Annotated in this window: 23 protein-coding genes; 8 read left to right on the forward strand and 15 right to left on the reverse strand. The window is 39.5% G+C overall.

Features of this window, described 5'->3' with window-relative positions; translation table 11 throughout:
- Nucleotides 1-54 precede the first annotated feature (54 nt).
- From serB to B1C82_RS17265, 9 genes are all read right to left on the reverse strand, one after another.
- A complete protein-coding gene (serB, locus tag B1C82_RS17230; protein WP_411550334.1) occupies nucleotides 55-834 on the reverse strand; it encodes a phosphoserine phosphatase SerB in 780 nt (259 codons plus the stop codon).
- Between the two features lie 92 nt (nucleotides 835-926).
- Nucleotides 927-1,670, reverse strand: a complete 744-nt coding sequence (locus B1C82_RS17235) for a GDSL-type esterase/lipase family protein (protein ID WP_086448834.1) — start codon at nucleotides 1,668-1,670, stop codon at nucleotides 927-929.
- 24 nt (nucleotides 1,671-1,694) lie between these two features.
- Complete coding sequence (locus tag B1C82_RS20705; RefSeq protein ID WP_167373772.1) at nucleotides 1,695-1,868, reverse strand: hypothetical protein; 174 nt, start codon at nucleotides 1,866-1,868, stop codon at nucleotides 1,695-1,697.
- 147 nt (nucleotides 1,869-2,015) lie between these two features.
- Complete coding sequence (bioB, locus tag B1C82_RS17240; protein WP_086448835.1) at nucleotides 2,016-3,110, reverse strand: biotin synthase BioB; 1,095 nt, start codon at nucleotides 3,108-3,110, stop codon at nucleotides 2,016-2,018.
- 68 nt (nucleotides 3,111-3,178) lie between these two features.
- The gene (gene bioA / locus B1C82_RS17245; RefSeq protein ID WP_086448836.1) at nucleotides 3,179-4,483 is read right to left on the reverse strand and encodes an adenosylmethionine--8-amino-7-oxononanoate transaminase; all 1,305 of its coding nucleotides are present in this window, start codon (nucleotides 4,481-4,483) and stop codon (nucleotides 3,179-3,181) included.
- Nucleotides 4,480-5,145: a dethiobiotin synthase gene (bioD, locus tag B1C82_RS17250; RefSeq protein ID WP_086448837.1), complete on the reverse strand. Its 666-nt coding sequence runs from the start codon at nucleotides 5,143-5,145 to the stop codon at nucleotides 4,480-4,482. Before bioD ends, bioA begins: the two co-directional genes overlap by 4 nt.
- A gap of 2 nt (nucleotides 5,146-5,147) precedes the next feature.
- Nucleotides 5,148-6,287 carry an aminotransferase class I/II-fold pyridoxal phosphate-dependent enzyme gene (locus B1C82_RS17255; RefSeq protein ID WP_086448838.1) on the reverse strand — a complete coding sequence of 380 codons (1,140 nt, stop codon included), beginning with the start codon at nucleotides 6,285-6,287 and terminating at the stop codon, nucleotides 5,148-5,150.
- A gap of 16 nt (nucleotides 6,288-6,303) precedes the next feature.
- On the reverse strand, nucleotides 6,304-7,284 hold the full coding sequence (locus B1C82_RS17260; RefSeq protein ID WP_086448839.1) for a malate dehydrogenase: 981 nt from the start codon (nucleotides 7,282-7,284) through the stop codon (nucleotides 6,304-6,306).
- A 32-nt stretch (nucleotides 7,285-7,316) separates the two neighbouring features.
- The gene (locus tag B1C82_RS17265) at nucleotides 7,317-8,384 is read right to left on the reverse strand and encodes a DsbA family protein (protein ID WP_086448840.1); all 1,068 of its coding nucleotides are present in this window, start codon (nucleotides 8,382-8,384) and stop codon (nucleotides 7,317-7,319) included.
- Nucleotides 8,385-8,614: 230 nt separating this feature from the next.
- On the opposite strand from B1C82_RS17265, the gene B1C82_RS17270 reads away from it, so the two are divergent.
- Both B1C82_RS17270 and B1C82_RS17275 read left to right on the forward strand, forming a co-directional pair.
- Complete coding sequence (locus tag B1C82_RS17270) at nucleotides 8,615-8,932, forward strand: hypothetical protein (protein WP_086448841.1); 318 nt, start codon at nucleotides 8,615-8,617, stop codon at nucleotides 8,930-8,932.
- 3 nt (nucleotides 8,933-8,935) lie between these two features.
- The gene (locus tag B1C82_RS17275; RefSeq protein ID WP_086448842.1) at nucleotides 8,936-9,580 is read left to right on the forward strand and encodes a hypothetical protein; all 645 of its coding nucleotides are present in this window, start codon (nucleotides 8,936-8,938) and stop codon (nucleotides 9,578-9,580) included.
- On the opposite strand, the gene thrB is transcribed toward B1C82_RS17275, so the two are convergent.
- Nucleotides 9,577-10,554: a homoserine kinase gene (thrB, locus tag B1C82_RS17280; RefSeq protein WP_086449343.1), complete on the reverse strand. Its 978-nt coding sequence runs from the start codon at nucleotides 10,552-10,554 to the stop codon at nucleotides 9,577-9,579. The genes B1C82_RS17275 and thrB overlap by 4 nt on opposite strands.
- A gap of 120 nt (nucleotides 10,555-10,674) precedes the next feature.
- Here thrB and B1C82_RS17285 point away from each other — a divergent pair, with 120 nt between their 5' ends.
- The gene (locus tag B1C82_RS17285; protein ID WP_086448843.1) at nucleotides 10,675-12,132 is read left to right on the forward strand and encodes a sodium:solute symporter family transporter; all 1,458 of its coding nucleotides are present in this window, start codon (nucleotides 10,675-10,677) and stop codon (nucleotides 12,130-12,132) included.
- On the opposite strand, the gene B1C82_RS17290 is transcribed toward B1C82_RS17285, so the two are convergent.
- The 5 genes from B1C82_RS17290 to B1C82_RS17310 all read right to left on the reverse strand — a co-directional run bounded on the left by B1C82_RS17290 (nucleotide 12,107) and on the right by B1C82_RS17310 (nucleotide 17,779).
- Nucleotides 12,107-12,922: an alpha/beta fold hydrolase gene (locus tag B1C82_RS17290; RefSeq protein ID WP_086448844.1), complete on the reverse strand. Its 816-nt coding sequence runs from the start codon at nucleotides 12,920-12,922 to the stop codon at nucleotides 12,107-12,109. The two genes, B1C82_RS17285 and B1C82_RS17290, sit on opposite strands and share 26 nt — an antisense overlap.
- The gene (locus B1C82_RS17295; RefSeq protein WP_086448845.1) at nucleotides 12,907-13,896 is read right to left on the reverse strand and encodes a hypothetical protein; all 990 of its coding nucleotides are present in this window, start codon (nucleotides 13,894-13,896) and stop codon (nucleotides 12,907-12,909) included. The genes B1C82_RS17290 and B1C82_RS17295 overlap by 16 nt, the downstream gene beginning before the upstream one ends.
- A 4-nt stretch (nucleotides 13,897-13,900) precedes the next feature.
- Complete coding sequence (locus tag B1C82_RS17300) at nucleotides 13,901-15,118, reverse strand: pyridoxal phosphate-dependent aminotransferase (RefSeq protein ID WP_086448846.1); 1,218 nt, start codon at nucleotides 15,116-15,118, stop codon at nucleotides 13,901-13,903.
- Nucleotides 15,119-15,132: 14 nt separating this feature from the next.
- Nucleotides 15,133-16,830: a DNA repair helicase XPB gene (locus tag B1C82_RS17305; protein ID WP_086448847.1), complete on the reverse strand. Its 1,698-nt coding sequence runs from the start codon at nucleotides 16,828-16,830 to the stop codon at nucleotides 15,133-15,135.
- A 76-nt stretch (nucleotides 16,831-16,906) separates the two neighbouring features.
- Nucleotides 16,907-17,779 (reverse strand): aldose epimerase family protein, encoded by an 873-nt coding sequence (locus B1C82_RS17310; protein ID WP_086448848.1) that lies wholly within the window; start codon nucleotides 17,777-17,779, stop codon nucleotides 16,907-16,909.
- Between the two features lie 169 nt (nucleotides 17,780-17,948).
- Here B1C82_RS17310 and sppA point away from each other — a divergent pair, with 169 nt between their 5' ends.
- The 5 genes from sppA (at nucleotide 17,949) to B1C82_RS17335 (ending at nucleotide 22,463) form a co-directional block, all read left to right on the forward strand.
- Nucleotides 17,949-18,944, forward strand: coding sequence for a signal peptide peptidase SppA (sppA, locus tag B1C82_RS17315; RefSeq protein WP_086448849.1), 996 nt, complete (start codon nucleotides 17,949-17,951; stop codon nucleotides 18,942-18,944).
- A 23-nt stretch (nucleotides 18,945-18,967) separates the two neighbouring features.
- Nucleotides 18,968-20,386, forward strand: coding sequence for an MBOAT family O-acyltransferase (locus B1C82_RS17320; protein WP_086448850.1), 1,419 nt, complete (start codon nucleotides 18,968-18,970; stop codon nucleotides 20,384-20,386).
- A 144-nt stretch (nucleotides 20,387-20,530) separates the two neighbouring features.
- Nucleotides 20,531-21,148, forward strand: coding sequence for a hypothetical protein (locus tag B1C82_RS17325; RefSeq protein ID WP_086448851.1), 618 nt, complete (start codon nucleotides 20,531-20,533; stop codon nucleotides 21,146-21,148).
- A complete protein-coding gene (locus B1C82_RS17330) occupies nucleotides 21,145-22,125 on the forward strand; it encodes a PP2C family protein-serine/threonine phosphatase (protein WP_086448852.1) in 981 nt (326 codons plus the stop codon). The genes B1C82_RS17325 and B1C82_RS17330 overlap by 4 nt, the downstream gene beginning before the upstream one ends.
- 50 nt (nucleotides 22,126-22,175) lie before the next feature.
- The gene (locus B1C82_RS17335) at nucleotides 22,176-22,463 is read left to right on the forward strand and encodes a hypothetical protein (protein WP_086448853.1); all 288 of its coding nucleotides are present in this window, start codon (nucleotides 22,176-22,178) and stop codon (nucleotides 22,461-22,463) included.
- The last annotated feature ends 7 nt before the right edge of the window (nucleotides 22,464-22,470 follow it).

The following is a 22,470-nucleotide window of genomic DNA, read 5'->3' on the forward strand; positions in this document are numbered from 1 at the left end:
ACGTTTCCACGTTTTTCTCACGCAGAGACGCGAAGTCGGAGAGAATAAAGGGCATTATTCACTAAATAAATATAAAAGAACGTCCATAGAAGCGAAGTCTATCCAGTTAGAAATTTTGGATTTAAGACCTTCTTTCGCATGAAATCCGATTCCGATACCGGAGGCTTCTAACATGAGTTGGTCGTTTGCGCCATCACCTACGGCGACTATATTCTCGTTGCTCATTTGAAAACGTGACTGAAGTTCCAAAAGAGAATCTCTTTTGATATTTTTATCTACAACTGTTCCGGAGACTGTTCCTAAAAGTTTGTCCCCTGCTCTATCCAGATAATTCGCACGAACTTCGTCGATAGAATACTCTTGCTTAAATCTTTCTAAGATATCTGTAAATCCACCGCTGAATACTGCGGTCTTCGCGTTTTTCTCCTTTAATCCTTGGAATAATTCAGGAACACCATGATTTGGATGTAATTTAAAGTATAATTCATCAAACACAGAAACTGGAAGATCTTTCAGATAAGAACATCTTTTTTGAAGGGCCTCATGAAAGTTAAGATTTCCTTCCATAGCTTCCTTGGTGACATGAGCGACTTCTTCGTAGACACCTGCATATCTTGCCAGTTCGTCGATGACTTCTTCTCGGATTAAAGTAGAATCCATATCAAAGCAGAATAAGGCTCCGTTGCTTAAAAAAGAAGAAATTTGAATAAGATCAATCTTACGGAATCTTTGTAATTCTTGTCTGAGATAAACTAATTCTTCTCTTGGAAGAGAAAGATCCGTTTTCCATACATCACATACGAAGTCTTTGGAAACTTCGGATCTTCTTTCGATAAAGACTGGGTGCTTGAATCGATCTGAAAGTGCTTCAGATAATCTTTGGGGATCCGAATCGTTTTTAGGACTGAAAAATAAGATCACTCAGATTATCTTAGTAGGGATTTAATTTTGCGAAGCCAGATAATATAGGCGTCTCTGTTGATATGGATCGGATCTTTTTTCTCACCGTAAGAGAGCGCTAATTCTTCTCGGAGAAAAGGGATCCCTTTTTGTCGGAACTCTGGCCAAATATCTAAAAATTGAACGTTTTGGTTTTCATTTGCGATCCGTAAAAGCCAAGCATTTACGATTGGAGATACAGAATTTACGTTTCGGCTCAATACAGGAGGAATTCCAAGGATTAGCACCTTTGTATTCGGTAAGCTTGTTCTGATCTTTTGGATCAGAAGCTTATGGATCCCTTCAATATAATCCAGGCATTTCCCATCCCGGATATCATTTCCGCCGATCTCTATAATAATAGTAGAAGGTTTTAGATTCAGGACTGTGGAGTCCAGGCGACCCAAAAGTAATTCCGTCATGTCCCCGGCAATACCGCGATTCACAGAACCCGGAAAATCTGCCTGGATCAGATCAGGAGGAATAGCAGCGATTAGACTGTTTCCTACAAAAACTATATTCGCTTTCTTTAATTTTTCGTTCTCATTTGTATAAAGAAGAACTGCTTCCGAGTATAATTTTTGGTAGGTTTCCCAATCGTCCGAATCTCGGATCCCGACTTTGTCCACACATTTGAAATCTGGATTATAATAATCGTATATTGTTCTTGTTTGGAAAACAGAACACGAAATTAGGGATAGAAGAAAAAAACAAATCCCTAATGTTTTCATTTAATCTAAGTTCCTTTAAAACTCTCAGTTCTCGGAATCTTTCATATGAAATCGTTTATGCCAGTCAGCAATCTGAGCCTGCAGATAATCTTCTGTGTCACAAATACGAAATTCGATTGGGTTGTTGGAAACTGTATCGATCAATTTGGCTTCAATATAGCCGTTTTTTAGTTTATTGATCTCTATTTTATATTTCATCCGACAATCTCCGTTATATCCAGGATTTTCACCCCTACCAGAGTTTCAATCTATTCCGAAATTAATCTTGGAAAACCACCGAGCCTGGGAATCTTCCTATACTCGGTCGGAAAATGCTATACGATTTTCGTTCTCAATTCAAAAAAACTATTTCAAGGATTTTCGATATTTGTAAAGTTCCGGGAAATTTTCAGGAGCATAAGGATGGTCTTTACCAAGAGCGGATTCCCAATCGATTTCTTCTCCCATACCGGATGAGAATTCAGGATAAAATCCAGAGTCCAAAATCATTCTGATCGTGTCTGCTGCGTCCGAACCTTTGACGTTTAAATACCCACTTGCAAATAAGGAATTAGCGGCGTATAAAGCCATTCCTTGCAGTCCTCTTAGATGTCCTTCTCTTCCTGCTGCAATCCGGACCTCAGAGTCAGGATTCACTAAACGAAACGCAATCAGCGTTCTGAGGCAAAATTCAGGGGTTAGACTTTGAGGGTTTTTAATCGCATGTCCTGCGACTGGGATGAAAAAATTCACTGGGATAGAGATAACTTTTAGATTTTTGATCTCGAATATAACATCTGTTAGATCCCAAAGAGACTCTCCCATTCCAACAATCACCCCAGAACACATTCCCACTCCTGCTTTCATCAAATGAGTGATTGTCTCCACTCTTTGCTCGTAGGTATGAGTGTCACAGATTTCTGGATAGTGTGCCTTAGAAGTATTCAGATTATGATTGTATCTATCTAGACCGGCAGCTTTTAAACGTTCTGCTTTCTCTCTGTCTAATAGACCAGCGGACAAACATACTTTCAGTCCCAATTCTTTACTGATCTTTTCGATGGTGAATGCAAGCTTTTCAGTAGCTAAAGAATTAGGTCCAGTTCCAGCAGTAACCATACAAAAACGGTAAGCACCATTCTCCTTGGCTTGGACAGCATCTTGGAAAATCTCTTCAGGAGATTTCATCGAGTATTCCTGGACTCCTGATCCTGCGTTCTTTCTTTGAGCGCAATAACCACAATCTTCCGGACAATGCCCATTCTTAATATTATCTAGAACATGGATTCGGACTGTTTTACCGAAGTATTTCTCACGAACTTTGAACGCCTTGTCCAAAGCCTCTGTCAAAGGGATCTGACCACTTAGAATGGCATGTGTTTCCTCCCGATCAATAATACTTGGCACCTCTGAAAATACTTTTTCTTCAGTGACTGGGGGAGTTTCTAGACTAACTTTCATTCTGCCGATAGTTTCCGAGGCGGTGTTTTCCTTGGCAATCTATAATTAGGCTTAAAAACAGGTGTTCATCAGTCTTGTATTTTGTAAGCGGAAAGACCTTCACGAATCGCTTGGAATACTTTATCCAAAGAAGATTTAGAAATATTATAGGGAGGAGTGATGTATATCACATTGCCAAGTGGCCTTAAGATGACTCCTCTCTCCTGGCAGATCCTGCGGAATTCTCTTGCGAATGGATTCACATAACCTGGACTGGTATTTCCTGTAAAAAGTTCGCCTACACCTACTGAACCGAGCACTCTTGTGTTCTTGATTTTATCAGGAAATTCTGCTCTTAGTTTTGCCCAGCCTTCTTCCAAATAAGACTCCAATTGTTTTACATCTGCGAGTCTATTTTCTTCTTTATAAATTCTTAATGAAGCAAGGGCAGAAGCACAACCTGGAGGATATCCAGTCATAGTATGGCCATGGTAGAATGCTTTCAAAGGTTCAGAGGATAAAAACTCTCTATAAATTTCTTCCCGAACAAGAGTTACAGCTAAAGGAAGAATTCCCGCAGTAAGTCCTTTTGCAAGAGCCACCATATCTGGACGAATACCCGCCTTTTGGTAGGCAAAGTTTGCACCCGTTCTTCCAAAACCAGTAAATACTTCGTCCAAAAGAAGTAGAACATCATGACGTTCTGTAATTTCTCTAAGCCTTGTAAGAACACTTGGCTTATGAAATAACATCCCTCCCGCACCAGCAATCAATGGTTCCATTACTACTCCTACTACTTCTTCGGAGTGAGCTGACAGGTATGCTTCTAATTCATCCAAACAATCTTCTGCGCAGGAATGTGGAGATTTGGAAACTGGACAATCATGACAGGCAGGAGAAGGAAAATTTTTAGTCTGGAACAAAAGACTTTGGAAGACTCTATTGAACACAGAATCTCCTCCAACACTCATTGCACCGATTGTGTCCCCATGATAGGAATAGGAGAAGTTGATAAATACCTTTTTCTTTTCTCGACCTTGGTTCCTAAAATACTGAAGAGCGATCTTCAGCATGATCTCAAGTGCAGTCGAACCGTTATCCGAATAGACTACTTTATGAAAATTCCAATCAGTGAATTCTAAAAGTTCATGAGCGAGTTCCAATGCAGGAGGATGTGTAAAACCTGCGAGGAGCACATGATCCAAGAAGTCTAGCTGATTTTTGACAGCTTCTACAAGTTTTGGATGATTATGGCCGTGAATACTGACCCACCAGGAAGAAATCGCGTCTATATATTCTTTTCCGTTCTCATCATATAGAAATTCTCCCTTTGCTGAAACAATCTTTAAAGGAGGATCAGAATCTAGTTGGATTGTATATGGATGCCAAATCAAGGGAAAAGTATGTCCGGAAGGATCCTATCCGGATCGAATTCCTTTACAACCTTATCTAAGAATTCTTTTCTAGACAACTTTCTTTCCGGAAGAAGAAAGGTTCCTAAAAGTCCGATTTCAGCAGCCTCAATGATTGTCCTAATATTATCCGAACGAAGTGGATTTTCAGGACCTATAAAATAGACTCCTAAAACCTTGATCTCCCTTTTTCTAAGCGTCTCAAGCGACAATAAAGTATGATTGATCGTCCCAAGTTCAGTAGAAGCTACCAATACCAATGGGATTTTTGCCTGCTCCACTAAGTCTATGGTAAAATAATAACGGTTCAGAGGAACATATAGACCTCCGGCACCTTCTACCAATATTTTAGCATACTTAACACTGAATAGATGTCTTGATAATTCGTCAGTATCTACCGTTGTATTTTCCATTTCGGAAGCAAGATGCGGAGAAGCGGGAAGTTCGAATGTATAATAATTTTTTAAGAAGTAAGACTCATTTAAGCCGGTTAGATTCATGATCTTAACTCTATCTGAATCTGTTCCGGTTTGTATTGGCTTCAGATATTTTAGCCCAAGTTCTTCTGCATACTTTGCCATTACAAGTGAGCAAAAAAATGTTTTACCGACATCGGTCCCGGTTCCGGTTACAAAGATGGACAAACTTAATTCTCCCGAACCAATTGAACAAACTTTTCTAGATCTTCTCTAGTAATCTTAGAATTGAGAGACACTCTAATTCTAGAAATATCAACAGTTGGAGGGCGGATTGCCTTAGCTTGGAACCCGCTTCGGTTCAAACGAGAAGAAAGATCCAATGCTTCTTCTTCCGAACCTAAAAGTATGGGAATAATTTGAGTGTTTGAATTGCCTGTCTCTCTTCCGATTTGATGTAAGGATTCACGAAAGAATTCAGAATTTTCTTCTAGTATTTTTCTTTCATAGTCCATGCGCCTTGCTAGACGAATTGCTACCCTGCCCGCATGAGCAATAGCCGGAAGTGGGCCAGTTGAGAACACAAAAGTACGAGCAGAATGAAGTAAAAATTTTCTGGCATCCTTAGTTGTGGAGATAACTGCACCTTCTAATCCTAAGGCCTTTCCTAAAGTGGACATCCTAAAATCAATTTCAGAAGTCCGAGAGATATTTTCTTCTAAAGAAATTCCAGCTCCTTCTTTCCCAAAAAGTCCAATCGCATGAGCCTCATCTAAATAGAGCAACGCTCCATATTTTTCTTTTAGATCTATCAATGCACGTATATCAGTTTTGTCACCGTCCATGCTGAATACAGACTCAGTGACGATCATCTTGTGTTTTGTGCCGGAATATTTCTTTAATAAACTTTCCAAATCGTTTAGATCGGAATGTTTATAATATACTTTTTTAGCTCCGGAGAGTCGAACCCCATCCATTAAAGAAGCATGATTTTTACGGTCGCAAAAGATTACATAAGAAGGATCTGCGACACAGGAAATTGTTCCTAAATTTGCTGAGTATCCATTCGCAAAGAAGAGAGAATCTTCAGAACGGACCCAGTTCGAAAAATCATTTTCTAATTCCTCGAATACTGTTCTATGTCCTCGAACTAAACGGCTCGCAGTAGAACCTGCACCGAAAAAATCGATACCTTCTTTAAGAGCTTGGATAATTTCAGGATGAGTAGAAAGCCCCAAATAATCATTGGAGCAGAGGTCCAGGCCAGAAGGAGGATCCAGAGTCCGGATCCTATTCTGAGATTCTAACCTGGAAAAAAAGGCAGGAAGCTCCGAAAAGAAAGGAAGTTTCGAGGATTGCGTTTCCTGCACAGGTTTTCCGTAGGGATTATAACATCCCTTTTACTTCGTCTCTTTCAGATTTAAGTTCGTCGTGAGTGATATTGAATTTCTCTTTTGCAAAGTCGTTCAATTCTAATCCTTTAACGATCTCAACTTTAGTTCCGTCAGATTTAACAGGGTATCCGAAGATAAGTCCTTTATCCGCACCGTATGATCCGTCAGAAGTCACAGCTACGCTGAACCAATCTCCAGCTGGAGTAGGAGTGATGATTTGACGAACAGTGTCTACAACTCCATTAGCAGCAGATGCTGCAGAAGAAGCTCCCCTTGCTTTGATGATCTCAGCTCCACGTTGTTGAACATTCTTAATGAAATCGCCTTTTAACCAGTCATGATCTTTAATCACGTCAGTCGCAACTTTTCCACCGATCTTAGCATTATAAAAGTCTGGGTATTGAGTAGAAGAGTGGTTTCCCCAGATCGCAACATTGGTTACGTCTTTTACTAAATTTCCAGACTTGATAGCAAGTTGGGATTTCGCACGATTCTCATCTAATTTGGTCATTGCAAACCAACGATCAGTAGGAACTCCTTTAGCATTATTCATAGCAATCAAACAGTTCGTATTACAAGGGTTCCCTACAACAAGAACTCTAACATCGGAAGAAGCGTTCTTTTCGATTGCTTTTCCTTGGTTTACGAAAATCCCACCGTTAATTTTAAGAAGGTCACTTCTTTCCATTCCTGCTTTTCTTGGAACGGAACCTACTAAAAGCGCCCAATTGATATCTTTAAAAGCTACATCCAGATCAGCGGAAACACTTACTTTTTGCAAAAGAGGAAAGGCGCAGTCTTCCAATTCCATGATCACACCTTTAGCCGCAGGCAGAGCCGCCTCAAGTTCCAACATTTGGATCTCTACAGGAGTGTCCGCTCCGAACATTTGACCGGATGCAATCCTAAATAATAACGAATATCCGATCTGCCCAGCGGCACCCGTAACTGCTACCTTAACTGTTTTTGCCATTTGAAACTCCTAACTTTTTATATACTTAGAGCTTAGTTATTTTTCAGCTCTTCGTCGATGATCTTTGTGAAATTTTGGATCGGCATATTGCCTTCCACTAAAATACCGTTAATGAAGAACGCAGGAGTTCCGTTAACACCATAACCTTGTCCTGCCTGCATATCCGCTTCGATCTCGCTTTTGATCTTATCTTCGTCAGCAATACAACGATTGAATGCTCCCATATCTAAACCTGCTTGTTGAGCAAGTCTGATCACATTCCCTTTTTCTAATTTTCTTCCGTTCTCAAAAAGAAGGCTATTGTACTGCCAGTATTTTCCTTGAGGGATCGCACAGTTTGCAGCTACGTGAGCGAACATTGCATTTCGATGGAAATCCATAGGAAAGTCTCTAAAGACCCATTTAATTTTATCTTTATATTGTTCCCTTAGAGCCTTAGTTGTGGTTTGGCTCATTGCGCAATAAGGGCATTCGAAATCTGAAAATTCTACGATAGTAACTTTCGCATCAGCAGGCCCAAGAGTAGGATTCTCGCTGGCATCAATCACAACTCTAGTCGGAGGAGGAAGTTCAGGTCCGATAATCTCTGTATTATATTCTTCTCTCATTCTTCCAAAGAATGATTGTCTTTCTCTATCAGCTTGTACTGCTTTTAAATATTTTACAATCTCACCATGAACAGAAGCGAAAGATTTTCCCTTTAAACCAGGCTCGTTTTTAAATTGATTATAAGCTGCAATCACTTCGTCTTGGACTGGTTCGTATCCCCTTCCAAACTTAGTCAGCTCTTCTACAGGAACTCCTTTAGCAGCTGCTTCTTTTTTGAGAATTTCTTGGGAAGCAAGTTGAGAGAACATTCTGTACATCTGCTGGTTATTTTCCTGCAGATATTTACGATAAGCTCCTGGGTTATCCTTTTTTATATCAGAGATGGTGTAGAATCCAAAAGTTCCAACTCTCATATAATGTTCTGGGAGGGAAAGTTTTACGATAAGCGCGATAGATATTAAAAAATAACCTAAAAAGATCCAAGGAAGCGCCTCCTTGAATTTTGGACCGAAAACTCGATCTAAGAGAGTGGAAGAAGTTTCTTCAGACATAATATCCTTACCAAAGGGAGAAAAGCTCCCCTACCAGCCAATTTAGAAAGCTGAGTATGGGAGGCAAACGAATAATTCGGGGGGCGAAAAAGGCAGAAATCCGCCCATATCCATGTGAAAAAAACCGTTCAAATTCAGGCTTATAAAGGAATTATTTCGAAAAAAAATTAAGCAAGCAACCGGATTTCCGATAGGAATTAATAGAGACCTGAAAACGGAGGTTTAGGTTTATGAACGTAAATGGGATACATTCGGGACAGTATCCGGCGACTTGGTCTCCGGTGCAGAAAGAAATTAAACCCGAACAAGAGCCAAGTGGTGATGTATTGGAAATCCATACCGCCGATTGGAAAGGAATCAAACTGAAAAACGAACCCAAAGCAGATGAATTGGTTATGAAACCGACTCCAGTAAGTGCAGAAGAAAGATTGAGCCAAGTGATCAGTCCGGAACAAATGAAAGATCTTTTATCTATGATTGTAAGTTCCAGATTTAGCTCTCTTTCAGAACCGAAAACCGGTCGCGGTAAGATTGATTTAAAAGGCTAACACTTGTCTTTTGAATTAGGTCTTGTATTTTCACCCAAGCTAGATTTAGCCTTAGGCGTCCTTGCGCTCATTGCAGTATCGGGGATGGGATTCTTTTTTTATTGGGAAATACTACGCCCATACGCAGCCAAAACACGTCCAGGCCAAATGGACCCTCCTGAAGAGGGAGATAGCTACGAGATCGTAGTTCCAGAAAGTACTCGTTTTTATAAATTTTCAGTCGGGCAAATCTATGGTAATATCCCTACTCTGTGTAAGTCCATACAAGACGATCATCTAGTATTCGTTATAAAAAAGGGAAAAGATACTGAAGATTACGATATTCTTATCAATCGTTCTGGCCCTGCCATAATGAAACCACCTCGCATGCAGCATTTTGCAAAGATGGAATCCCAGGAAAAATTGGAGAGCCATGAGATTATAGGACAAATCGCTTCTTTTAGGATATCCGATAAGATCATCAAGGATCGTATGACCCAATATTTCGAGATTGGGATTACATCTAACTTTTTTGTAAATAAGCTTGGAAAAGAAAGAATGAGATTCGTATTCTCAGTCCAGAAAATACATCCTGGACTTGCTACTAGATCCAGAGATAAAAAAGGACTCTATTCATTCGGTAAAGAAAGATCTTCGGAAGAAGATTAAGAAATTTTCTTAAAAGAAATTTTCGCTCCGCTTGTATCAGGAGAAAGTCGAACAAGTCTGCACCTTAGCCCTGATTTTTCAGAAAATTGTTTTGTCAGTTCCGAGAATTTTTTCTCCAATCTTTTGGAGTCCTTTCTTCTCGTATAAATAAGAACAGCAGGACCACTTCCGGAAAGAGAAACACCGATAGCGGACTTTTCTATCTCTTGCACGAGAGGTAAAAGTGGATATTCGGAATTCATTCTATACGGAGTATGGATTTTATCTTCCAATGCTCTTTTTAAAAGTCCAGGCTCTCCTGATTCTAAAAATTCCCACCAAGTAGACATTCTACTCAAATTAAAAATAATATCAGAAACCGGATAAGTATCTGGAAGGCATTTCCTTGAATGATTGGTTGAGGTCTCCAGTTCAGGAATGAGAAAGAAACAATGAACATTCTTAGGAAATTTTTTCTTAAAATAATAAAGTTTCTCTTCTGCAAAATAAGAGAAAACGAATCCGCCTAGATAAGCGGGAGTTGTATTATCAGGATGACCTTCTAATAAAGCTAATTGGTATAAGAACTCTGACTCACTGGGAAGTTTGGTATCAGGGAAATATTTCTCTTGAGCGAACCTTGCGGCAGAAAAACCGGCAACAACCGCACTCGCACTAGAACCCAAGCCGCCTTTCAAGGGAAGTCCAAGCTCCATAGTCACAGAATAAGGAATGGGCTGAGAGGATGATTTGATTTGTGGAGATACAAATACTGAAAAATATGTTTTATAAGATTGTAAAACTAGATCTTCATCATCTGTAAACACAGGAGCAGAAGATCCTTTGATCTTTCTCTCGAACTTTGAAGTTTTTCCGAATTCGAAGCTGAACTCATTATAAATCTGGAATGCCAATCCCAATAGATCGAAACCAGGACCTAAATTGGCGGAAGTTCCTGGGACCTTAATTTGGAATTTGTATTTTGGAGTGCTCATTGAACAGAGTATCCGGATTTTCTGCCATCTTTTGGGAAATTCTCCGATCGTCATTTGCTTTTCTAAAATAGAAAGAATTCTGATTTGCGCTTAGGTTCGCAGAAGAAAGAATGCTCGCGTATGCATTTTGCTTGGTCCGATGCTTTGGTTCTATTTTTTTATTTTGGGATCGTTCTTTATTCTGGTTATAAATCCGGACGTAATAGTTCAGAATCCAAGGAATTCTTCTTAGCGAACAGATCTATCTCTTGGGTTCCACTTTCACTTTCCATTGTAGCGACGGAAACCTCTGCATTGACCTTTCTTTCCGTTCCTGGAATTGCTTATTCAGGAAACTTTACTTTCTTACAGGTTGTTTTTGGATATATTTTAGGAAGAACAGTCGTTGCATTAGTTCTCATCCCGCTCACCTATCATCATAATTTTCTTTCAGTTTACGAATGGGTCGGAACCAGATTCGGGAGAAAGTCCCAAAAAACAATGTCAGGTTTGTTTTCAGTCACTCGAATTTTGGGAGATGGAGTTCGACTTTATGCATCCACACTTCCTGTAGCAATGTTATTAGAGCTAGGACTCCCAAAAATTCTACCCTATTCGTTTAGTCAATATTCGATCGGAGTTTGGACATTAGCAATAGTAACCTTGATCACTGTTTTATATACAATGCAAGGTGGGTTCAGATCCGTTGTTTGGGTCGATACATTACAATATTTTGTATATGTGTTTGGAGGAGTATTCGCTCTCGTTCTACTCTACCAATCGAGTCCAGAACCTTTAACAATTATTTCCTCCGCTTGGGAAGGAAATAAACTTAAGTTTTTAGAATGGGAAAATAGTTCAGCGACCTACTTCTTGCCTTGGGCTGTCTTGGGAGGAGCGTTACTTAGTCTAGGAACTCATGGCGCAGACCAAATGTTTATCCAAAGATCCTTAGCCGCACGAAACGTAAAGGATGCTCAAAAGGCAATGGTCGGCTCCGGGATTGCGGTCTTCTTCCAAATGATTTTATTCCTGGCGATTGGAACGTTCTTATACTATAAGTTTAATGGACAGACAATCGCTCAAGACAAGGTATTTTCCAAATTTTTAATAGAAGAAGTTCCAGCACCATTTTTAGGACTTCTACTTTCTGGAATCTTAGCATCCACAATGTCTACATTATCCAGTTCTATAAACTCCCTATCTTTAACAGCGAAAGCAGACTTCGGATGGAATTTGGGAGGACAGAAACTTTCTTCCCTATTCTTTGGGATTTTACTTTTTTTTAGTTCCTTCTTCTTTTTTTCCCTACCCGAAAATTATACCAAAGGACTCCTGGAATTGGGATTAAAAATCTCATCTTTCACAGTCGGATCGATGGTTGCTGTGTTCCTATCCGAAGTAATCCCGTTCTTGCGAAAAAGAATCACTGTTTCTGATTTGGGTTTAGCCTTAGCGCTCGCAGGTTCTATCTTAATAACTGGAATTTCAGGAACCTTGAAGAACTATAATTTCACAGTTCTAGTTCCACTTGGAATGATCTTGTTCTGGAGTTTCGCTTTAATAGCAGGATTTATCTTCCCGAATCGGAAACAATAGAATCCATAAAGCTAGTAAGAATCTTACGAAATTCTTCTGCTTTTGTAAAATGGATATAATGATCCCCACCTGAGATTGTTTCAAATTGAGCATTCGGAAAATATTCTAAACATACAATCTTATCACTTGTATGAAAATATTCAGAGTCTCCGCCGATAATAAATATCACTTTTCCAGAATATTGTTTGTCGGCGCCTGAAAACTCCGCCTGAAACATATTTTTAGAATGAGAGATTGCGTCCACATTCAATTTCCAGCGGTATAGCCCAGATTCGGTTCTATCCAGATTCATGAGCAAAAAATTACGAATAAAAGGATTGGTTACAAATTTAGAAGTCGCCGAATCAATTTCTTGTCTGTTCTTAAAATTAGAAAGATCCGTTCTTAAAACTGCAAGTTCCCCTTCGTATCTGAATTCATAATCTCTAGGTGCAATATCTTGGATGATGAGATCTTCTACTTTTTCGGAATATCTGAGTGCAAATGCCATTGCGACCAGACCTCCCATAGAATGTCCAAGTAGAATGACTTTATCAAAGTTACGATCTTCAATAAATTCTTTTACATCTTCTGCCATTGCGCTCAAAGAATGTTCAGAAGAATGTGGAGAATCACCGTGGTTCCGGAGATCCAGGCTGTACACATTAGAATAAGAACTTAAAAAATCGGAAACGCTTACCCAGTTTTTAGAAGAGCCGAATAGTCCGTGTAATATTAGGATAGGTGTAGTAAGTTTTGCATTTTCTTTTGCAGGATATTCTTTAAAGAAAAGTTTCACTTCTTTAAACATTCCTCTTCTATTACTCTGAGCTTAGAGTAAAACTTCTTTCCGTATCTTGCGGGGAGCTCTTGCACTTTAGTCCTGAAATTTTTAAGGCCCGATTCTTTAGGAAGTTTGGTATCACAAACTAAGGTTTCTCTATCTTTAGAAAAATGAAGAAGTCGTTTTTCTAAATGAGAAGAGAATATAGGGGCATAGTTCCCATTTGGTTGAAGAAGCAGATATTTTAATCTGCGGTTTTCTTCGTCTTGCAAAACACAAATTGGATCCCGGCCGCATCTTATCTCAGGTGTATATTTTACAGCCAAGTATGCAGCGAAATCTCCCGGTTTAGAATTTGGATAAGCTTCCGCTACTTTCCAAAAAGTTTCCGGTCTAACTTTTAGTTTAGAACCTTCTGGAGCATTTGATAATGTATCTGTCCAGGTTCCTGTTTTAGAATATACGCCAAGCTCTGTAGGATTATTCTTTAATAGATCTTCTAATTTTTGTCTCGATTTGGATCTGTATTCTGGTGATTGTAGAACTTCTGCGTATCTTTGTAGAACCACTAATCTACGGATCTTCAGGAACAAATACTCGTTTCCTTGGAAGATGGGACCTTCTTCTATTTTTGTTAAATAGGTAAAAACGGATTCTAATTCGTTTGGTCCAGAGTCTTGGTATAAAAGTTTTTCGATAGCCTTTGTGATAACGGAATAACTTCCCTTATATCCCATCTTAAAAAGAGCACGAGAATCCACCCAACCGGTGAGTCCATCTTTATCAGTGAGTAATTGGAATTTGGAATCTGCTTCTTTTTGATTTTCTGCTGAAAGAATTTCGCCGAAGGAAAGTTTACGTAGCACTTCCGATTTTTTTTCCGGGAACAGATAAAGTTCCGTTCCCGGATCTAAAACGATGTACTGCTTTCTGCCTTGCGGAGAAATGGAGAATGTACAGGTCGCGATCAGTATTAGATATACTAACCGACGGATATACATTCTTTTAACGGGAGAAATCCTTTACCATTTCGGAGATTCTTGCGACACCTTTTTTGATATCTTCTTCTCCCATTGCATAAGATAGACGAAGTGCATTATCGTCGCCGAATGCTATCCCTGGGACCGCAGCTACTTTATACTTATCCAAAAGATGAGCACAGAATAATTTACTCTTGCTTGTCTCTGAACTTGCAGCTTGGAGTTTTTTGAAACCGTCAGTTTCATAAGCTCCAGTCAAGTACGGGAATACATAGAATGCACCTTGAGGAACATTCACTTCTACACCTGGAATCTCATTTAAAAGTCCTACGATCAGGTCCCTTCTCTTCTGGAATGCTTTTGCCATCTCACCTACACAAGCCTGATCTCCATTCAGCGCAGCTTCTGCGGCAGCTTGGGAGATAGAAGAAGGATTGGATGTAGACTGACTTTGGATCGTATCCATGTTCTGGATAATATGCAAAGGTCCTGCACCATAACCGATCCTCCAACCTGTCATGGAGTATGCTTTGGACACACCATTCGCAACAAATGTAAGCTCTTTTAGTTCAGGAGAAAGCATTGCCAGATTCGAAAATTGGAATCCGTCAAAAACAATGCTCTCGTAGATATCGTCGCTTAGGACCATGACCTTATGTTTTAAGATCACTTCTCCGATTGCTTCTAATTCCTTTCTAGAATATGCAGAACCTGTTGGGTTGGATGGAGAGTTTAGAACCACTACCTTTGTTTTAGGAGTAATCGCTTTCTCTAATTGTGCTGGAGAAATTCTGAAGTTGTCTGCCTTGCTAGTAGGAACAATAACCGCCTTACCTTCTGCCAGACGTACTATATCTGCGTAACTTACCCAATAAGGAGCCGGGATCACAACCTCGTCTCCTGGATTTAAGGTAGCTAAGAAGAAATTATAGATAACCTGCTTTCCGCCTGTTCCTACAATGATCTGGTTTCTGGAATATTCCAGCCCATTATCTCTTTTGAATTTAGTGATGATTGCGTCTCGTAGTTCCACCGTTCCGGAAACAGCGGTGTAACGGGTCATGCCCTTATCGATCGCTTTTTTAGCAGCCTCTTTAATATGGGCCGGTGTCTCGAAATCAGGTTCGCCTGCTCCGAAACTTACGATGTCTTCGCCTTTCTTTTTTAGTTCTGCCGCCTTAGCGCTGATTGCTAAAGTGGGTGAAGGCTCGATCACATCCAGCCTTCTTGCATTCCATTCCATTTAGACCTCTTTTTTTATTGTGCTCCGACTTTTTCTTCGAGAGATTCTCTGAATTGGTCTAGAGTATATATTTCGTATTCGTAACCTTGTTCTGTAAGGAAAAGTTGTCTGTTCTGACCGAATCTTTCTTCGTTCGTATCTCTCGAGATCAAAGAATAGAATACAGCAGTATTATCCTCACCTTTTGGTCTCAGAATTCGGCCCAAACGTTGTGCCTCTTCCTGACGAGAACCGAAGGTTCCGGAAACCTGGATTGCGATATTCGCATCCGGCAAGTCAATAGAGAAGTTTGCCACCTTACTAACGACTAGTGACTTAATCCTACCCGATCTGAACGCATCGTATAATTCCTGTCTTTCTCCCAAAGGAGTTTTTCCTGTAATTAGAGGAATTTTGAAGGCCTTAGAAATCTCTTCCAACTGATTGATGTACTGCCCAATCACGAGTAGATGAGACTCTGAGTGTTTTTTCATGATCATTCCGATCGCTTTCAACTTCTCAGGGTTTTCCGAAGCTAAGCGGAACTTCTCCCTATCGTCTGCGATAGAATATCTCATGCGAAGATCGTCTTCCATGGAAACACGGATCTCTTTACATTTTGCTTCCGCGATCCAAGATTTACTTTCCAGTTCCTTCCATGGTACATCGTATTTTTTAGGTCCGATGAGACTGAATACATCCTCTTCCAACCCATCTTCTCGAACCAAAGTCGCAGTGAGTCCCAATCTTCTTTTTGCCTGTAATTCGGAAGTCATTCTGAATACAGGAGCAGGAAGTAAGTGAACCTCGTCATAAACGATCAGTCCCCAGTTATTCGCACTGAATAGATGGAAGTGAGTGAAATCACCTCCCTTCTTCTTTCTGTGTGTGAGAATATTATAAGTAGCGATTGTGATCGGTTTGATCTCCTTCACTTCTCCAGAGTATTCCCCAATATCAGATTCAGGAATATCAGTTTTGTCTAAAATTTCGTTTTTCCACTGGCGAATGGAGAGTGTGTTCGTGACTAGGATGAGAGTTTCCGCTCCCACGATCTGCATTACACCGATACCTACGATGGTCTTACCAGCACCGCAGGGAAGAACAACTACTCCGGACCCACCTTCGTTACCACCGCCAGCATGGAATACTTCCACAGAGGCTCTTTGGTAGTCTCTCATTCCGAACTTTCTACCGGACTTGGTAGTAGGCCTTAGATTAAATCCGTATTTGTTTCCTTCGTCGTAACCTGCAAGGTCCTCTACAGGGAAACCAATCTTGATCAGAGCCTGTTTAATATGGCCTCTGAATTCTTTTTTAATATAGATCTTATCGTTCTCAGTCTTTTCTATATACGGCTGGACCGCTCTATGGTTAGAGATCTCTTGTAAAAATCCTTTTTCGTTGGAGATGATACAAAGATCTCCATTCTCTTCCTTGACTAGTTTTACTTTTCCGTATCTTCCAATCTGTTCTTTGATCTCGTTGACTACGTTTTTCGGAACCGAGTATCTAGAATATTTTTCCAAACATTCTACGATCTCATCTGCACTCATTTTGATAGACGCAGCGTTCCACAAGGAAAGAGGAGAAATTCTATAAGTGTGTAGATATTCCGGACTTTTTTCTAATTCCGCGAATTTAGCTACGACTAGCTGGCAGGCTTCGAATTCAGGATTATCCACCTCTAAAAGCATAGTCTTATCACTTTGTACGATTAACGGTTTACTCACGGCGTGGAATCTCCCCTAAAACTTAGACTGAAAATGACCCCCTCCTTGTCAAGAAGAAAGCGATTATAAGGCCGAATCATGACGCTCTCACCAGAATCCTGAATTCTCCGAAGGTTTCGGAGTGACCTTTTAGCTCCTTCAGATCCTGTCCGGACAAAAGTGCATTGCCTGGAGAGCTACAAGGTTCGACTGCAATTGCAGATCGATCTGGTTTTGTATAAATTTGATAATAATTTAATGGAATCTGTCCTTCATCTGGCGGAGGACTTAGGATCGTGATAGAATACTTTTTAGATTCATTTTCCAAAATAACTCTAGGTTCTTTTCCATAGAACAAATGATCTAAAGTCGGGATCTTCTCTCCTTCCAAAACAGAAGAAATCGGATTAGAAATAAAAGGTTGGATTGGAACTAGATTCTCTCCTAATTCCAAATTTTTATCCAACTGAAGACGGAGTTTCCATTCTTCATCATTTTTTCCTAAATTTATATAAGGATGATAACCGTAAGCAAATCGGATAGAATCAGACCTTAAATTATTAAATTTAGTCTTCACACTCAGAAGAGTCCCGGAAGAAGTCTCTTCGATTGAATATTCTTCTCTGATAGCAATTCCCGAAAGTGGAGAATCTTTCCAATCTTCTGGAAAGTTCACCCTGAACTCTGCTCCCTTTTGGTTATTCTTCAGTTTTAGAAGTTTTCTCTCTAGAGAATGTACGATTCCATGAACAGGGAATTGATTGGAATCTCTGATCATTTCCTTGGCATTCCAATCTTTTCCATTTAGAATGAATTCTGTAGAAGCATATCGATTCACCCAAGGGAACATGAGAAAATTACCGGATTCGAATATACTTATGTTTTTATTATAAGGAAGAATAATAGGAAAACTTTCCTTTGTAATTGGATGAGTCCAGTCCCAAGAAAACCATTGGGTACCGTCGGTCAAAAAACGAGAGTTCTCCGTCCGAAATTCATACATTGCGGGAAGGAGGTTGGGAAAACTAGCTGAGAGGGAAAGTAAAAAACGGATCTGAGACTTTTTTTTGGGCGTCTATTCGAAAGGAAAGGAATTGAAGCGATACCCAGGGCTCCCAGAATGGGCTTGAGGCTTGCCGATGAAATTCCTGTTCCACAAATCCATTCTATTTGTATTAGGAATCTTGTTTTTAAGCCAATGTTTGTTTCTTTCTTTTCCGAACCAAACTTCTCCTATCCCCAAAGAAAAATTAGTCACCGGTTCTTCTACAGATAGCCCTGATAAAATATTACTTATTCCAATTGAAGGAGAGATCTCCGGACAAAAATCCTCAGGAGGACTCTTAGGCGGAGAGAAGGACAGCATAGTCAGCAGGATCAAAACCTATTTATCTATGGCAGCATTAGATCCTGCTATCAAAGGTGTGATCTTAAAAATAGATTCTCCCGGCGGTTCCGTAACTGCGAGCGATCTAATCCATCATGAAATTTTAGAATTTAAAAAGAAGAAGAATGTGCCTGTCCTTTCCCTATTCATGGACACTGCTGCTTCAGGTGCATATTATCTGAGTATGGCAACCGATCATATCCAAGCGCATCCTACTACGATTACAGGTTCCATTGGAGTTCTTAGATTCGGGATCAACGCCAAGGAAGCATTAGACAAACTTGGCATTAAGAGTAGCACAATTCGTTCTGGTCCAAACAAAGCGACTGGAAATCCAGTGGAAGAATTCACACCGGAGCAAAAGAAAGTTTTCCAAGACATTATCATGGAGAATTATGAAAGGTTTTTGAGTATTATCAAAAAAGGAAGACCTAAATTAAAAGAAGCAGACCTTAGAAAACTAGCAGATGGAAGAATTTACTCAGCGAACCAAGCATTAGAAACAGGGCTTATTGATTCTATTGGTTATTTCGAAGACGCCGTCGTCCAAGTGACTAAACTTCCAGGTTACAGGGCTTCTTCTTCCCAAACTCCTAAGATAGTATTCTATTCGTATAAGGGTGTTCAGCCAGAAAACTTCTATCAAATAGACAGTGATACTGGAACTGGCCCTACAATTTTGGAATCATTACTACCTTTCCGGATCTCTCCAGATCATAAATTGCATTATCTATTCTCACCCGAATAAGGTTTTTATAAAATAATTCTAAAATGCTTTTTAACTCCCTTCCCTATCTAGCTTTATTTTCGCTCACTTTCTTGTTGTATTGGAGTCTCCCTCAAAAAGGAAGAAAACCTGTACTTTTAGTTTCTTCTCTTCTTTTTTATTTTTATTCTGGGGCCGCATTTTCGATCCATTTCTTGTTAGTGATCGCAGTGAACTTCTATTTTTCTCTAAAACTTTGGGAGAAAAAAAGAGAAGGTAAGTCTACATCCAAACTTCTGACTTGGATCATAGTTCTTAATTTTGTTAACCTAGCATTCTTCAAATATTTCTATTTCTTTCTGGATTCGCTGGACTTCTTTACTGGGACTTTGAAATTTTCAGAATTTGGAAAAGGGATCCATATTCCCCTTCCACTTGCGATCAGCTTTTATACATTCCAATTGATCGCTCTGCAAGTGGACATTCACAGGGACCATGTTCCCGAAAGGATCTCTTCTTTAGATTATTTCTTATTTATTCTATTCTTCCCACAATTGATCGCAGGGCCGATCATGAGAACTACTGACTTTCTACCTAAACTAGATAAACCTGCAATCGATTTCAATCGTGTACAATGGGGGATCTTTCTCATTCTTTCCGGTTTGTTTAAGAAAGTAGTGATCGCAGATAATATCTCTGGGATAATCTCCGGGATCTATCAGCATCCGGGAGAATATAATTTTTTCAGTTTGTATCTAGTAACATTCGGGTTTGCCTGCCAGGTATATTGTGATTTCAGCGGATACACTGATATGGCAAGAGGTTCCGCATATTTACTTGGTTACGAAATTCCTGAAAACTTCAGAGGACCTTTCCTTTCTCCTAGTTTCAGAGAGTTCTGGGGACGTTGGCATGTAACCTTATCCACTTGGCTCAGAGATTATCTTTATATTCCATTAGGTGGAAGCAGAGGTGGCTTCTGGAGAACTCAAGGTAATTCCATGATAACAATGACCTTAGGTGGTCTATGGCATGGAGCAAACTTCGGCTATGTGCTTTGGGGAGCTTATTTAGGTTTGATCTTAGGAGTGGAAAGATTCTTCTCCCCTGGTGATCCTAAAAAAGAGGAAGAACCAAGAGGATGGAAACGTTTTTGGAAAGTGGCATTGATCGTTCATTTATTTGCGATCTCAGGTATTTTCTTTCGAACTGCGGCTGCTGGTAAAAACTCTCTCAATTTAGCCTGGGACTATTTTACAGGTTTCTTAAATATCGTAGGCGGAAAGGCGATGGTACGTTGGGAAGAATTGGCAGTATTTATTCTGTTTACCTTTTTCTGGAATGCGGTTCAATATTACCCAAGCATCAGAGAAAAAATACAGATCCGATTCCGCTGGTTATTACCTTCTTTCTCCGTAATTATACTTTTACTAATGGGTATATTCGGGGACGGGGGCGGAGAATTCATTTACTTCCAGTTCTGATATTTTACCACCGGGCTTTTGTAAGTTTGGTATAGGCGATTAGAAGATTTACGGTTTGCCTTTATCCGGCCTTAAGCGGATTTTGGAAGTAAAAGCGGATTAGAAACTTGCAAATAATATAATTTTCTTTTCCCTGAATTTCCAATGAAAGATCTACTTACAGTTTTAAGAATACTAGTATTTCTTTTACTTTTTACTGGATGTTTTCCTCCTTCTTGGATCAGAGAACTCCCAGAAAAACCAGAGTCTTCGAGCGATATAACCTTAAAGGGAATTTACAGCAAAAAGCTTCCTCCCTTCTCTCCTTTAACTTCAGTAACTTATAAGGAAAACCAATCAGAAAGATTGGAATTTTCTAATTCAGAAAAATCTTTCCAAAAGTACTACTTGAGGGAGATCGAAGAAAAAGGAAAAATCCGTCGCATCCAAATAGAAGGATCAGGAAAATACGAGTCCAGAGGAAACTGGCTACTCCTAATTACCCAAAGAATCAAAAATGAAGAATCTGTCTGGGAAGATGGAAAACAAATCTCAGGTCCTGAAATAAATTTCCTGGAAACTTCTCACAAACTATTGTATCATTACGATCCTTCTAACGATTCCTTAATTCCGATGATCTACGAATCCGGCTATAGAGAGAAACCTTTTGGAGTTGTAGAAGGAACAAATACACCTTATGCAGAAGACGAATTATTCCGTATTGCACGCAGGAATTATTCCAAGAAGGAATACCAAGGCCATGCCTATTTTAAAGTAAGATGAGAAGCTCCACTACGATCAAACAGTATATGAAGGACGCCTGGCCGGTTTTGATCGTGCTAAATCTTTCTGTTTTGGGTAGTTTGGCAATAGGACTTAAATTTTACACTCCACCTGTTAGAATTCCGATCGTTTTACTTTTAGTATGTTGTTTTACTCTATTCATTAATTTTTCCGCATTCGTTTTGTTTTTAACTGAGAAGATCCTACCTAGAGAACAAGAGTTTGGAAAGATCATCAAACGTTTCCGTCGAGGAGATAGTAGAATGCAAAACTACGTTCTCCCTCTGGACTATGTGGATGAAAATTATGAGATCCGCGGAAGATGTATGACATACAATCCTATCGGCGGAGACTTCTATAATTTTTTAAAAGACAAAGATGGAAATTATTGGATGGGAATTGGAGATACATCAGGTCACGGATATGTGGCTGGGCTGTTTAGCTTAATGATCATGAACCAAATGAGCCACTTAGTCCATAAATTCGAAACCCCTCATGAGATCATTGATCAGATGCTGGAACATTTGGAAGAAAGAACAAACACATTTCCGCATATCCACCGTAGTCTTTATGCTACTTTTCTTTTGATGAAGGCGGATATAAAAGGAAATTTTCTACATTCAGGGATACATCCAAGTTTGGTTCTTTATAAGAGCAAGGAAGACAAAACGTATGTTGTAAGTACAGACGGAAAATTCCTATCTACAGTTATGAATTCTCCTCTCAAAAAGCCGAAACCTTCTCAAATTTTTAAAATGGATAGAGACGATATTTTATTTTGTTTTACCGACGGGCTTTTTGAACAAAAAAATAGAAGTATTGGCGGATACTATGGAGAGAATTTATATAAATTTCTGGAAACTGCTCCCAAAAAAAATATCCGCAAACTGATAGATGATCTATTCTCCGACGTTGTGAAACATACAGGTGGAAGAATACAAGACGATATGAGCCTTTTAGTCGTCAGAAAATTTTAAGAACTTAATTTACTCTTGAATAAAGGGAAATAATCGACAATTTTGTAAGAATGGACCATGAATATTGGGTCGTAAGACTTTCTGGAATCCTAGTCTGGAATGAGAGAGATATTCGTAAAATTTTAAGAGTTGTTTCTGATAGCAGTCTTGTCACAGGACTTACGGAAGAAGAGACGCTGGACTTTTTACAATATGGATTCGATGAAGAACTAAATTCTTTAAAACAAACCTATGACTGGACTCTATTTAAGAAACAATTGGTTTCTAAACTTTCGAAAAGGGAAATGAAAGCACCCGGCCTTTCCGTTTTACATCCGGATCTATTCGAAGAAGAATAATCCTTTC

The organism is Leptospira venezuelensis (genome assembly GCF_002150035.1).
In the GTDB taxonomy this organism is placed as follows: Bacteria; Spirochaetota; Leptospiria; order Leptospirales; family Leptospiraceae; genus Leptospira_B; species Leptospira_B venezuelensis.

What these genes read in the sequence shown, in the direction of transcription:
- B1C82_RS17270 (WP_086448841.1), top strand. Translation starts at nt 8,615, where the DNA reads ATGAACGTAAATGGGATACATTCGGGACAGTATCCGGCGACTTGGTCT.
- B1C82_RS17235 (WP_086448834.1), bottom strand. Translation starts at nt 1,670, where the DNA reads ATGAAAACATTAGGGATTTGTTTTTTTCTTCTATCCCTAATTTCGTGT.
- thrB (WP_086449343.1), bottom strand. Translation starts at nt 10,554, where the DNA reads ATGAGCACTCCAAAATACAAATTCCAAATTAAGGTCCCAGGAACTTCC.
- B1C82_RS17285 (WP_086448843.1), top strand. Translation starts at nt 10,675, where the DNA reads ATGCATTTTGCTTGGTCCGATGCTTTGGTTCTATTTTTTTATTTTGGG.
- B1C82_RS17300 (WP_086448846.1), bottom strand. Translation starts at nt 15,118, where the DNA reads ATGGAATGGAATGCAAGAAGGCTGGATGTGATCGAGCCTTCACCCACT.
- B1C82_RS17295 (WP_086448845.1), bottom strand. Translation starts at nt 13,896, where the DNA reads ATGTATATCCGTCGGTTAGTATATCTAATACTGATCGCGACCTGTACA.
- sppA (WP_086448849.1), top strand. Translation starts at nt 17,949, where the DNA reads ATGAAATTCCTGTTCCACAAATCCATTCTATTTGTATTAGGAATCTTG.
- B1C82_RS17290 (WP_086448844.1), bottom strand. Translation starts at nt 12,922, where the DNA reads ATGTTTAAAGAAGTGAAACTTTTCTTTAAAGAATATCCTGCAAAAGAA.
- B1C82_RS17320 (WP_086448850.1), top strand. Translation starts at nt 18,968, where the DNA reads ATGCTTTTTAACTCCCTTCCCTATCTAGCTTTATTTTCGCTCACTTTC.
- B1C82_RS17265 (WP_086448840.1), bottom strand. Translation starts at nt 8,384, where the DNA reads ATGTCTGAAGAAACTTCTTCCACTCTCTTAGATCGAGTTTTCGGTCCA.
- B1C82_RS20705 (WP_167373772.1), bottom strand. Translation starts at nt 1,868, where the DNA reads ATGAAATATAAAATAGAGATCAATAAACTAAAAAACGGCTATATTGAA.
- B1C82_RS17325 (WP_086448851.1), top strand. Translation starts at nt 20,531, where the DNA reads ATGAAAGATCTACTTACAGTTTTAAGAATACTAGTATTTCTTTTACTT.
- bioB (WP_086448835.1), bottom strand. Translation starts at nt 3,110, where the DNA reads ATGAAAGTTAGTCTAGAAACTCCCCCAGTCACTGAAGAAAAAGTATTT.
- B1C82_RS17260 (WP_086448839.1), bottom strand. Translation starts at nt 7,284, where the DNA reads ATGGCAAAAACAGTTAAGGTAGCAGTTACGGGTGCCGCTGGGCAGATC.
- B1C82_RS17335 (WP_086448853.1), top strand. Translation starts at nt 22,176, where the DNA reads ATGGACCATGAATATTGGGTCGTAAGACTTTCTGGAATCCTAGTCTGG.
- B1C82_RS17330 (WP_086448852.1), top strand. Translation starts at nt 21,145, where the DNA reads ATGAGAAGCTCCACTACGATCAAACAGTATATGAAGGACGCCTGGCCG.